Genomic DNA, 11534 nt, shown 5'->3' with positions numbered 1-11534 from the left:
GCGACCGCCACGTGCGAGGCGGTCGCGCGTCGCACACAGGTCCTCGATCTGCTCGAGGCCCCGTTCGCGATCCCACCAGAGGGCGGCGATGACCCGGGCGGTCAGGAGGCCGCGTGAAGCGGCCTCCTCGTATGCGGGCAGCGCGTCGGGCCCGATGTCCGAAGCGCCGACGGCCGCATCTTGCCAGGTGGTGACGCCGACGGAGTGCAGACGCCGCTGAGCGGCGAGCAGGGCGGCGACGAGGGTCTCGGCATCCGGTTCGGGCAGGAGGGGGGTCACCAGTCCCACGGCCGCCTCCACCAGCATGCCGGTGGGTGCTCCGCCCGAGTCACGGAAGATCCGTCCGCCGTCGGGGTCAGGCGTTCGGGCGTCGATACCGGCGGCAGCGAGGGCGGCGCTGTTGACCCACACGCCGTGCGCGTCGTGACTGTAGAGGACCACGGGGCGATCGGCGACGACGGCGTCGAGGTCGGCCACGGAGGGGAAGCCGCCGGGGAAGACATCTCCGAACCACCCGCCACCGCGCAGGACCGCGGTGTCGGGATGGGCGCGGGCGAACTGCTCCACCAGGTGGAGGTATTCCTGACGGGAGTGGGCCGGCGTCAGGTCGATCCCGAGAAGCTGCAGCCCGGCCAGGACCGGGTGCACGTGGGCATCCTGGAACCCCGGCAGGAGGGTGCCTCCCTCGAGGTCCACCACTTCGTCGGCGGAGGGTGCAGGCGCTTCGGCCGCGAGAACGCGGCGGATGCGCTCGCCGTCGACGAGGAGGTGTCCCGCTCGGGCGACTCCTCCTCCGAGATAGAGCAAGCCATTCGTGTACAGCGTGGTGGTCATGGTGACACTCCGGTCGTATCGGGACCCCTCACTGTTTGGGGTGCACATTTCACATTTGTAACGGAGATATTTCCGTCGAATTGCATCTCTTTTTTTGATGAACGAGGACACGTTCCGCTATTTGCGAAGACCGGTTTCCGCTCCCGATGCTGGTCGAAACGCCCGACACCGTCTTTGGAAGGACACCCATGTTCCGCTCCACTCGTTTCCCGCGCGCACTCGCCGCCGTCGGGTTCGCCGCGGCCGCCGCGGTCGCACTCGCCGCCTGCTCCGGCCCCACTTCTGCCTCATCCGACGGCACGTCCGACGAGACCGTCGGAATGGCCATTCAGCCGTGGCTCGGCTACGGACCCTGGTACATCGCCCAAGAGAAGGGCTACTTCCGGGATCAGGGCGTCGACGTCAAGATCACGAACTTCTCGAACGACGCCGACATGAGCGCCGCCTTCGCATCCCATCGGGTGCAGGTCGCCAATGTCGCGAGCCACAGTGCCCTGAAGCTGAAGGAGCAGGGTCTCGACATCTCCATCGTGCTGCTGCTGGATGCCTCTCTGACCGCCGATGCGATCCTCTCCGACGGGGGAATCACCAAGGTCGCCGATCTCGCAGGCCAGCGCGTCGCATTCGAGGAGGGCTCGGTGAGCAACCTCCTTCTCGGCTACGCGCTCGATCAGTCGGGCCTGAGTCTCTCCGACATCACGCCCGTCCCGATGGATCCGTCGGAAGCGGCCACCGCCCTCGTGGGCGGCAGTGTTCCGGTCGCCGTCACCTACGAGCCCTACATCTCCGAAGCGCAGCAGGCCAGCGGGGCCCTCGAGAAGATCTTCACAGCCGGCGAGAAGCCGGGCCTCATCAGCGATGTCCTCGTCGTGGACAACGGCTACCTCAAAGACCATCCCGACGCTGTCCAGAAGGTCGTGAATGCCTGGGGTCCGGCGGTGAGCTACTACGAGAGCAATGCCGCCGACGCCCGCTCCATCATCGCGACGAACGTGGGCAGCGACGTCGAGGCCCTCACGAGTGCGTTCGACGGCGTCGAGTTCTTCCCCCTCGACGACAACAAGACGCGACTGGTGGGCGACTACGCGACGTCGGTTCTGCCCACCGTGCAGGACATCGCGATGCAGATCGGCCTGTTGAAGGGTGACACCGATCTCGCGGAGCTCATCGACTCCACCTTCGTCGAGAATGCGCCGTGACGCGGGAATCCGCGTGGAGTCGACTCCCATGACGACCCTCTCCTCCGCGACCTCCGTCGCGCGTCGTCCGCCTGCGACGAAGTCCGCCCGGTCCGTCGGAGGCGTGCCACTCTCACGCCGTCAGTACCTCATCACCGCCGTCATCGGCTTCGCCACCCTGCTCGCGCTGTGGACCGCTGTGTCCATGTCCGGGATCGTGAGCGCTCTCTTCCTGCCCTCGCCGGTCGCTGTGGTCGATCGACTCATCGAGCAGTCCGCCAACGGCGAACTGTGGTCCGACATCGGCGTGAGCACCTACCGGGTCATGCTGGGCTTCCTCGCCAGCACGGTCTTGGCCGTGCCGATCGGTCTGCTCTGCGGGTCGTTCGTGCGTGTGGAAGCGGCGGTCGAACCCATCATCGACTTCATCCGCTACATGCCGGTGGTGGCCTTCGTGCCGCTGACGATCCTCTGGGTGGGAACCGATGACTCGCAGAAGTTCCTCATCATCTTCCTCGGCACGTTCTTCCAGCAGGTGCTGCTCTTCTCCGATGCGGTCCGTCGGGTCCCGGTGTCGTATCGAAACCTCGGGGCGACGCTCGGATTGACGCGTGCGCAGATCCTCGTCCGAATCGTGTTGCCCTCCGCCCTTCCACGGATCTGGGACGCCCTGCGAATCAGCCTGGGGTGGGCGTGGACCTGGCTCGTGGTCGCGGAGCTCGTGGCCGCGACCTCGGGGATGGGCTATCGCATCACGCAGGCGCAGCGGTTCCTCGAGACCGACCTCATCATCGGTTACGTCATCATCCTCGGCCTGCTCGGTCTCGTCTTCGACCAGATCATGCGCGCACTCGGCCGTCGTTTCTTCCGTTATCTGAAGGGTCGTTCGTGATGTCCGTCTCCGCCGTTCTCTCTCCGAAAGTCCGTCTCGAGCACGTCGACAAGAGTTTCGGTGACGTCCACGCCCTCAGCGACGTGTCGTTGACACTGGGAGATCGGGAGTTCGTCTCGGTCGTCGGGGCGTCCGGATGCGGCAAGAGCACTCTCCTGTCGATCATCGCCGGTCTCGAGGCGGCGACCAGCGGCGAGGCGTCCATTCAGGACGTCCCGATCTCCGGACCGGGCCGTGATCGTGGAGTCGTCTTCCAATCGGCGACCCTTCTGCCCTGGCTCACGGCCATCGACAATGTCGTGTTCGCCCTCCGGGGCGAGCGGGGTATGGGCCGCCGGGAGCGCTTCGACCGCGCGCGCGATGTCCTCTCGCAGGTGGGCCTTTCGGGTTTCGAGGACGCGTATCCCGCCCAGCTCTCCGGAGGGATGCAGCAGCGCGTCGCCCTGGCTCGCTCGCTCGCCTACGGCCCGGAGGTCCTCCTCATGGACGAGCCGTTCGGAGCGCTCGATGCCCTCACGCGTCGCACCATGCAGGAACTGCTGACCACGGTGTGGGAGCGCAACCGCATGACCGTGATGCTCATCACCCACGACATCGAGGAGGCGGTCTTCCTGTCCGATCGTGTCGTAGCGATGACTCCACGCCCCGGTCGTGTGCGTGCGGAGTTCGACATCGAGCTCCCGCGCCCGCGCACCCCCGACGTGATCGGCAGCCCCGAGTTCCATCGCTACTACACGGACATCCTCGGTCTCATCCACCATGGATGACGTTTACGACTACGTGGTCGTCGGAGGCGGCACCGCCGGGTGCATTCTCGCCGCCCGCCTCAGCGAGGACTTGTCCGTCTCGGTGTGTCTGATCGAAGCCGGGCCGAGCGATGAGCACGAGCCGCGCGCGGGCGCGATCCGGAGATGGGCCGAAATGCTGGAGGGGGAGTACGACCGCGACTATCGCAGCGTGCCCCAAGAGCGCGGCAATTCGGCGATCCGGCAGGCGCGGCTGCGCATTCTCGGTGGATGCTCGACGGGAAACACGATGATCACGTGGCGACCCTTGCGCGGTGACGTCGAGGAGTGGGCCGCGATGGGCGTCGAGGGATGGGATTACGACACGCTCTCGTCCGCCTACGACCGCATCGTCGGTCCCATCACTCCCGTGGCGGCTGCCGATCGAAACGCCGACGTCGCAGACGCCGTGGAGGCGGCGGCATCCGCACTCGGGCTGACGCGGCGCGAGACGTGGAACGACAGCGAGTTCACGGAGGGCGCAGGATTCTTCGAGATCGGCTACGACCCCGAGACGAATCTGCGCTCATCCACCTCGAGGAGCTACCTCCACGGGGTGGAGCGGCCGAACCTGACGCTGATGCTGAACGGCGCGGCCGATCGAGTGCTCTTCGACGGCGGTCGCGCGGTGGGCGTCGTCGTCGGAGCACGCCGTGTCGGCGCTCGTCGCGACATCATCCTCAGTTGCGGCGCGATCGACACCCCTGCGCTTCTCATGCGCTCGGGGATCGGTCCGGCCGCGGTCCTCGAAGAGGCCGGTATCGCGGTGAGAGTGGACCTTCCCGGTGTGGGGGAGAATCTGCAGGACCACGCCGAGGGGCTCATCGTCTGGGAGACGAAACGTCCGCGAAGCGGGGTCTGTGCGACGGGGTGGGACGCCGGCTACGTGTGCCGCGTTGACGCAGACAGCACCGTCCCTGACATCTCGACCCACATCCCGGTCGAGTCGTGGACCGTCCACGCCGAGGATCACGGCGCGGTCATTCCCCCGAACAACGTCTCCTTCGCGCCCAACGTCGCCAAGCCCCGAAGTCGCGGGAGGGTGTGGATCACCTCCCCCGACCCGGAGGCCGCTCCGATGATCGACTACCGGGCCTTCACCGATGCGGAGGGGAGAGATGAACGGATGCTGATCGAAGGTGTCCGGCGTGCGCGCGCTGTCGCCCAGCAGGAGCCCTTCGCGTCGCATGTGCTCCGAGAAGTGTTCCCCGGCCCGCAGGTGACGCGCGAGGACGACCTCGGAGCGATTCTGCGGGCGACTCACCAGACGGTGTACCACGTGTCGTGCACATGCCGGATGGGAGCTCGCGACGATCCCTTCGCCGTGGTCGACAGTCAGCTTCGCGTTCGAGGCGTAGACGGATTGCGCGTCGTCGACGCTTCGGTCCTCCCCACGGTCACCGCGCTCAACCCCGTGGGAACGGTCATGGCGATCGCGGAGCATGCTGTCGATGTGCTGCGTGCGACGTCGCGCGATGACAGGTTCTGAGGGTCGTCTTCGTCCGGTCGGGCGTCATCGCGCGGCGATCCTCGGAGTCGCTGTGCATCACGGCGTGATGGGCGGGGCGATGGTCCCGTGCCTCCTGCCGGCCCCTTCCCGGGGCCTGCACCTTGTTGCACTTCTCGTTCTCCTCGGACTGAGCGGATGGCACGCGCGGTCCGCGCGTCGTCACCCGACGCGGCTGGGTCTGCTCTTCGATACGTGCGTCATGGTGGTCCTGACCCTCGCATCGCTCACCGCCCACGACGCAGGTGCCGTCCCCGGGCATGGTGCCGGGTCTCACGGGCCTGGTCCGGACGTCATGACGGCCGTCGCCGTCGTCGGGTGGGTCGCTCTGCGCCTCGCGTGCTGGCGTTCCACCGCGAAGATCGAGGGAGCCCGACGTTCGGTGGCGGCGGCGACCGTCATGGTCGTCCTCATGATCGTCGTCGCCACCGCTCCGGCGCGAGGGTGACGTCAGCCGATCAGGCTCGGCTGCAGGTCGCGCAGGGTGCGGTGGTGCGTCATCCGCGTCACCCCCAGCGCGGCCAGGAGCACCCCGCCGAGCATCCACGCGCCCAGCACCAGCAGGTCGGGCCCGACGCGTGAGACGTCTCCGCCGTACATGACCTGGCGCATGGCATCCACCACGTATCCCATCGGCAGCACGTGGTGCAGGGCCGCGAGAGGTGCGGGCAGCGTCTGCCACGGGAAGGTTCCGCCGGCCGTCACGAGCTGCAGCACCATCAGGACGAGTCCGAGGAACTGTCCCACCGAGCCGAGCCAGACGTTCAGGGCCAGCACGATCGCGGCGTACGTCGCGGAAGCGAAGAGCAGGATGCCGAGGGCGGCCCACGGATTCGCGAACGAGAACTGCAGCGCGATGGCGAGCACCGTGAACAGCCCCACCATCTGCAGGGCTCCGAGTCCCGCGGGGGTGAGCCAGCCCGCGAGGGTCACGCGGACGGGAGAGCGCAGCGCCGTGATCGCGCGCTTCGAGACGGGCTTCACGATGAGGAACAGGGCGTAGATGCCGATCCAGCCCGCGAGGGCGGCGAAGAAGGGGGCCAGGCCGGCGCCGTAGTTCTGCGCCTTGGTGACCGCGCTCGTGCCCACGCTCACGGGGTCGGAGATCGCCTGCGCCTGCGCCTTGCGGGTCGCGTCGTCGGAGTCGGGGATCTGCTGCACGCCGGAGTCGAGCCCGTCGCGCAGTTGGGTCGCGCCGGTGGAGAGCTGACCGATGCCGCTGTCGAGCTGACTCGCGCCGTCGCGGAGCTGCGCCGAGCCGTCTCGCACTTGCGCGGCTCCGGATGCCGCCGTCGCGGCGCCGTCGGCCAGAGTCGAGGCTCCGTTTGCCAGGGTGTCCGCACCGCTGGCCACCGAGGCGCTGCCGTCGGCGACCTGGCGTGCGCCGTCGTCGAGCTGGTTGATCTGGCCGACCGTGCTCTGGACCTTCTCGTTCGCTGCGGTGAGGCGGTCTCCGACGGTGTCGAGGCGCGCGAGGATCTCGGCTTGACGCTCCGGACTCACATGTGCAGCCTCGAGAGCCGAGACGATGTCGGCGCGGGCCTCGGGCAGGCGATTCGCCGCATCCTGCGCGATCGAGCCGACCTCGCGGGCCGCGGAGTCGATGCGGTCCACTCCGCCCGCGACCTGCTGGGCGCCGTCCGCCACGCGCGCGGAGCCGTCGCGCAACGAGGCGCTGCCGTCGCGCAGCTGGTTCGCGCCGCTCGAGAGCTGCGCGGTGCCGTCCGCCAGCTGCGCCGAGCCGTCGGCGAGGGTCGCCGAACCGCTCGCGAGCTGGGACGACCCGTTCTTCGCGGTGCCGAGACCGTCGACGAGCTGCGTCGCCCCGTTCGTGGCATCCACCAGGCTGACCCGGATCGTGTGGAGGGCGTCGAGGAGCGACAGGCCCGCTTCGTCGACGACCTTCTTCGCCACCGATGCCTGGATGCGCGCCACGGCCTGCGTACCGATCGTCGACGCGAGGTAGTTGTTCGCGTCGTTCGTGCGCAGCTCGATGTCGGCCTGCCGCGGCGAATCGCTGGAGAGGGATGCCACGGCCTCGGTGAAATCGGCGGGGAGCGTCACGACGAAGTCGAAGTCGCCCGCCGAGAGGCCGGCGTCGGCCGCGTCGGAGGACACCCGATGCCACTCGAAGGTGTCGCTGTCGAGAAGCTGCTCGGCTGCTTCGTCGCCGAGATTGCGCTGCTGGCCGTTGACCTGGGCGCCCTGATCGTCGACGACGAGGGCGACGGGGACGCTCGAGAGGTTGCCGTACGGGTCCTGGTTCGCCCAGAGGTACAGCCCGCCGTAGAGGATGGGGACGCACAGCAGGGCGATGAGCGCGATCACCGACATGCGCGTCGAAGTGAGGCGACGCAGCTCGGCGGTGATCATCTGCGGGATCTTCATCGCGCCTCCTCCTCGGTCGTGGCGGTCGGGGCTGATGCCGCGAGAGTGGGGCCGTCGTCGGCGCCGCCGAGGAGCGCGATCGCGGTCTGCGACGCCTGCCCCGCGATCACGAGCACGGCGTACCCGCGCTCGGCGAACTCGCCGGCGAGGCGCCACCACGCGGCGGGCTCCCCGCCGTGGCGGTCGGGCGCGACGAGGACGAGACCCTCGACGTCTTTGCGCAGCGCCGCGAGCTCGAGGAGCAGACGGACCCGGGCGGCCGGATCGACGTTGCCGATCGGTAGGCTCGCGAGCGCATCGAGCCCGATCCCCTCGAGCCACCGCGCCGCAGCGAAGGGCGTGGGCGCGTGTCCGGCGAACATCAGCTCCTCGGCGACGACGCCCGTGACGGTGACGTTCGGTTCGGGCTCGGACACGACGGGAGCGTCGACCAGGGCGACGCGGCGGCGGATGGCCTTGGCATCCGTTCGTCCGTCGATCGTGACCTCGCCGCTGTCGATCTTCATGCGACCGGATGCCACGAGCCCCAGCACCGTGGGTCGTTGCTCGGTCTCGGCGAGGGCCAGGGTGGCCCGGCCGGTCTCGAACGAGGTGGAGGTCGGGGGGAGGACCCGTTCGGCCCGGCCCTTCGCGACCTCGGACAGGACGATTCTCACTGCTTCTCCAGTTCGGGGTGCTCGGCGAGGAGCGCCTGCGCCTCGGTCCAGGAAAGCCCGGCGATGCCGAGCACGGCGCGCACCGCGATCGAACGGGCGGTCGATGCCCCCGCGTCGACGCGGCTGACGACCGTGCGGCCCGTCTCTTCGAGCAGGCGCGAGAGGGTCGGGGCGGGCAGGTCGGTGCGCAGCTCGCCCGCCTCCTGCCCGCGGCGGACGATCGCGTCGATCCGGCGGCGCAGCGGCGCGAGGGCCGCGGAGGTCTCGGGGAGGTGCGCGTCGTCGAGGGCGAGGGCGGCGGCGGCCTGCACGTAGGCGGCTTCGGCCCAGAGCTCGGAAGCCAGGCGCGCGAGCGCCACGCGGGAGTCGGTGTCGTCAACGCGGTCGGCAATCGCGTTGAAGCGGACGGCTCCTGCGGCGATGACCTCGCGGATGATGGCGTTGCGGTCGTCGAAGTGGCCGTACAGGGCGCGGCGCGAGAGGCCGGCGCGGCGCGCGATCGCGTCGATCGAGACGCGGGGGTCGTGGCCGATCGCGGCGGTCGCCGCGTCGAGGATGCCGGCGCGGTTCTCGACGGCGTCGCGGCGGGTGGGTGTGCTCACGAGCGTCCACTGTACATCGAAAGTGCACGAGTGTGTGCAACTTTAAGCACGCGTCTCGGCGGCTCGGGCTCGATAGACATCCGATGTATCCTGACGCATTCAGGGGTGAAAGCAGAGGGGGCACCGATGGCTGTCACGGACGAGGCGATCCTCAAGATCAAGGACATGATCGTGTCGGGCGAGGTGGGGCCGGGTGGCCGCCTCCCTCCGGAGAAGGATCTGAGCGAGAGATTGGGTCTGTCCCGAAACTCGCTGCGCGAAGCCGTCAAAGCTCTCGAGGTCATCAAGGTGCTCGATGTGCGCCGCGGCGACGGCACATATGTGACGAGCTTGCAGCCCGACCTTCTCTTGGAGGCCATGTCTTTCGTCGTCGACCTCCACCAGAACGACTCGATTCTGGAGGTCCTCGCGGTGCGCCGTCTCCTCGAGCCTCGCGCGGTGGCGCTGGCGGCCCGCGCGATCACCGACGCGCAGATCGCCGAACTGACCGACATGATCGAGGGTGTGCGGGGCGACACGCTGATCGATCAGCTCGTCGCCCACGACGTCGAGTTCCACGGCCGCATCGCCGAGTCCACCGGTAACACCTACCTTGCGAGTCTGCTCGAGACGCTCTCGGGGCAGACCGTGCGCGCGCGCATCTGGCGCGGCATCACCGAGGGTGGTTCGGTCGACCGCACGATCGACGAGCACCGCCGCATCCTCGACGCCCTCCGAGCTCGGGACGCCGAACTCGCCGAGGCCCTCATGCTCGCGCATGTCTCGGGTGTCGAGCACTGGCTGCGCGCTGCGTCGTGACGCGAGTCGGCCGGCCCCGCGCGTTCGGCTCGGACGCGGTTGCACCGAATCGATGAGACCGCGTCCGTCGGTCTCACCGGTACGGGTGCGGGCATGTCGAGGCGGTTCGACGTCGCACCCCACGATGTGCCCGCGCAACAACTCGATGGCGGCGACCTGTACGTCGTTACCTCGGCCGATGGGGAACGCGAACGCGTGGCCCTCGAGCCTGTCGGCGGCGTCGATGCCGAGCGCCACGTAAGCCGCGGAGGAGTCGGGGTCGGGGTTCATCGCATCCGACCCGTTTGTCGAACAGTCGGCGTTCTTCTGTTCCGCGCCACTTTGCCCGGATCCCCTGAGGTCGAAATCGAGCCATCTGCCGTCGTCGACCGCGAACCCGACCCTGCGCGGAGAGCGCGCGCGGGGGGCGCGTATCGAGTCGGTCAAGTCATCCTACAAATTCGCCGACTTCTTCCTCTGAAAGCGCGATATTTGCAGTTTGACACCCTAAACATCGGATGGTTCAATCAGTTCAGCGCTCCCCGAAGGCGCGTGGAAGCCGCAAGGCCTCAATATCAAAGGAGATGTCATGAGAGCACGTACGGCGTCGGCAATCGCCGTCACCACGGTAGGACTGCTCGCCCTGTCCGGTTGCTCCGGCCAGAGCGGTTCCGACAGCAAGGACCTGGTGTGGTCGATGTGGGTCGGCTCGTCCGCAGATCAGGAGGCGTGGCAGGCCGTCGGTAACGCCGGCGGCGAGGCGGCGGGCGCGACGGTCACCCTGCAGGGCGCACCGTTCGCCGATTACTGGACCCGCCTCAGCACGCAGCTGGGTACGTCGAGCGCACCCTGCATCGTGTCGATGCAGAGCCTGCGCGTCAGCCAGTACGCCGACTCGCTGCTGCCCCTGAACGACCTGATCTCGTCGACCGACACCGACGTCTCGGGCTTCGACGCCGGTGCCCTCAAGGCCCTGGCGGTCGGCGACCAGCAGTACGCCCTGCCGTACGACACCGGTCCCATGGTGCTGTTCTACAACCGCGACCTGTTCGACAAGGCGGGAGTGAAGCCCGAAGCCGGCTGGACGGTCGACGACTTCGAGGCGGCCGCGGCCAAGCTGAAGTCGGCGGGCACGGTCGCCTTCGGCACCACCGTCGAAGACCTCTACCTGGAGAGCAGCATCCTGGCCTACAACGGCGGCGAGGCGGTTTCCACCGACGGCACGATCGACGTCAGCAATCCCTCGTTCGTGAAGGGCGTGGAGTGGCTTGCGGGCATGGTCGAGGACGGTACCGCGGCCCCCGCCAACGGCCCTGACCCGACCGCCGAAGACAACGCGTTCCTGGGCGGCACCGTCGCCTCGATGGTCGGCGGCCCGTGGCTCGTCCTCGACCTGAAGAGCCGCGCGCCCTTCACCCTCGGCGTGACGACGGTGCCTTCGGCCGCCGGCGAGCAGAAGACGTACTCAGCCGGCAGCGGCTTCGGCATCTCGAAGAACTGCAACAACCCCGACGCCGCCTTCAAGGCCATCACCGCGATGACCTCGGAGGAGACTCTGTCCACCCTCGCCGCTGACGGTCGTGCTTTCCCGGCGCGTACAGCGGCTCAGAAGGTGTGGTTCGACAACACCGGAGTCGAGGGCATCGAGGACACCTTCGCCAGCGCCCTCAAGAGCGCGGTCGCCCTCCCCGGCAGCACGAAGAGCGACCAGTTCAACCAACTGCTCGCGCAGTACGGTCCGCAGGCCGTGAACGGCACGGAGCCCGCACAGGACGTGCTCGACGAGATCACGTCCCAGCTCGGCAACTGACATAGCCTCCCCTCTGAACACAGGAGTGACTTCTCGATGACTACTCTCCTCGCGCCGCAGCCGACGACGAAACCGCCCACCGGCGGGGCCCGTCCTCGTCGGTCG

General features: G+C 68.3%; 11 protein-coding genes and 1 pseudogene. 7 read left to right on the top strand and 5 right to left on the bottom strand.

The features are described from left to right. Positions 1-834, bottom strand: an 834-nt coding sequence (locus tag P2P98_RS05885; RefSeq protein ID WP_275798089.1) for an amidohydrolase family protein, incomplete at its 3' end; no start/stop codon positions are given. A 188-nt stretch (positions 835-1022) separates the two neighbouring features. Between P2P98_RS05885 and P2P98_RS05880 the strand changes: the two genes are divergently transcribed. The 5 genes from P2P98_RS05880 (at position 1023) to P2P98_RS05860 (ending at position 5644) form a co-directional block, all read left to right on the top strand. Continuing rightward, positions 1023-2033: an ABC transporter substrate-binding protein gene (locus P2P98_RS05880; protein WP_275798087.1), complete on the top strand. Its 1011-nt coding sequence runs from the start codon at positions 1023-1025 to the stop codon at positions 2031-2033. A gap of 103 nt (positions 2034-2136) precedes the next feature. Then, complete coding sequence (locus P2P98_RS05875) at positions 2137-2904, top strand: ABC transporter permease (protein ID WP_275798085.1); 768 nt, start codon at positions 2137-2139, stop codon at positions 2902-2904. Beyond that, the gene (locus P2P98_RS05870; RefSeq protein ID WP_275798091.1) at positions 2904-3671 is read left to right on the top strand and encodes an ABC transporter ATP-binding protein; all 768 of its coding nucleotides are present in this window, start codon (positions 2904-2906) and stop codon (positions 3669-3671) included. The genes P2P98_RS05875 and P2P98_RS05870 overlap by 1 nt, the downstream gene beginning before the upstream one ends. After that, positions 3664-5178 (top strand): GMC oxidoreductase, encoded by a 1515-nt coding sequence (locus tag P2P98_RS05865; protein ID WP_275798083.1) that lies wholly within the window; start codon positions 3664-3666, stop codon positions 5176-5178. The genes P2P98_RS05870 and P2P98_RS05865 overlap by 8 nt, the downstream gene beginning before the upstream one ends. A 313-nt stretch (positions 5179-5491) precedes the next feature. Then, on the top strand, positions 5492-5644 hold the full coding sequence (locus P2P98_RS05860) for a hypothetical protein (protein ID WP_275798081.1): 153 nt from the start codon (positions 5492-5494) through the stop codon (positions 5642-5644). 2 nt (positions 5645-5646) lie between these two features. Here P2P98_RS05860 and P2P98_RS05855 read toward each other — a convergent pair whose 3' ends face one another. The 3 genes from P2P98_RS05855 to P2P98_RS05845 are packed head-to-tail and all read right to left on the bottom strand — an operon-like array spanning position 5647 to position 8842. Next, a complete protein-coding gene (locus P2P98_RS05855) occupies positions 5647-7584 on the bottom strand; it encodes a YhgE/Pip domain-containing protein (RefSeq protein WP_275798079.1) in 1938 nt (645 codons plus the stop codon). After that, positions 7581-8240 carry a hypothetical protein gene (locus tag P2P98_RS05850; RefSeq protein ID WP_275798077.1) on the bottom strand — a complete coding sequence of 220 codons (660 nt, stop codon included), beginning with the start codon at positions 8238-8240 and terminating at the stop codon, positions 7581-7583. Before P2P98_RS05850 ends, P2P98_RS05855 begins: the two co-directional genes overlap by 4 nt. Further along, positions 8237-8842, bottom strand: a complete 606-nt coding sequence (locus tag P2P98_RS05845) for a TetR/AcrR family transcriptional regulator (protein WP_275798076.1) — start codon at positions 8840-8842, stop codon at positions 8237-8239. The genes P2P98_RS05850 and P2P98_RS05845 overlap by 4 nt, the downstream gene beginning before the upstream one ends. A 126-nt stretch (positions 8843-8968) precedes the next feature. Between P2P98_RS05845 and P2P98_RS05840 the strand changes: the two genes are divergently transcribed. Next, the gene (locus P2P98_RS05840; RefSeq protein ID WP_275798074.1) at positions 8969-9640 is read left to right on the top strand and encodes a FadR/GntR family transcriptional regulator; all 672 of its coding nucleotides are present in this window, start codon (positions 8969-8971) and stop codon (positions 9638-9640) included. Between the two features lie 105 nt (positions 9641-9745). On the opposite strand, the pseudogene P2P98_RS05835 reads toward P2P98_RS05840, so the two are convergent. Beyond that, positions 9746-9925 (bottom strand): annotated as a pseudogene (locus P2P98_RS05835) (fuconate dehydratase); the annotation flags it as partial. A 283-nt stretch (positions 9926-10208) separates the two neighbouring features. Here P2P98_RS05835 and P2P98_RS05830 point away from each other — a divergent pair. Beyond that, positions 10209-11429 (top strand): sugar ABC transporter substrate-binding protein, encoded by a 1221-nt coding sequence (locus tag P2P98_RS05830; protein ID WP_275798072.1) that lies wholly within the window; start codon positions 10209-10211, stop codon positions 11427-11429. Positions 11430-11534 lie beyond the last annotated feature (105 nt).

The organism is Microbacterium sp. Kw_RZR3 (genome assembly GCF_029222405.1).
Taxonomy (GTDB): Bacteria; Actinomycetota; Actinomycetes; order Actinomycetales; family Microbacteriaceae; genus Microbacterium.
This window is presented reverse-complemented; position numbering and strand designations above follow the sequence as displayed.

Bases quoted from the DNA above. Each gene is read 5' to 3' on its own strand.
- P2P98_RS05855 (WP_275798079.1), bottom strand. From the start codon at position 7,584: ATGAAGATCCCGCAGATGATCACCGCCGAGCTGCGTCGCCTCACTTCG.
- P2P98_RS05830 (WP_275798072.1), top strand. From the start codon at position 10,209: ATGAGAGCACGTACGGCGTCGGCAATCGCCGTCACCACGGTAGGACTG.
- P2P98_RS05865 (WP_275798083.1), top strand. From the start codon at position 3,664: ATGGATGACGTTTACGACTACGTGGTCGTCGGAGGCGGCACCGCCGGG.
- P2P98_RS05860 (WP_275798081.1), top strand. From the start codon at position 5,492: ATGACGGCCGTCGCCGTCGTCGGGTGGGTCGCTCTGCGCCTCGCGTGC.
- P2P98_RS05840 (WP_275798074.1), top strand. From the start codon at position 8,969: ATGGCTGTCACGGACGAGGCGATCCTCAAGATCAAGGACATGATCGTG.
- P2P98_RS05870 (WP_275798091.1), top strand. From the start codon at position 2,904: ATGTCCGTCTCCGCCGTTCTCTCTCCGAAAGTCCGTCTCGAGCACGTC.
- P2P98_RS05880 (WP_275798087.1), top strand. From the start codon at position 1,023: ATGTTCCGCTCCACTCGTTTCCCGCGCGCACTCGCCGCCGTCGGGTTC.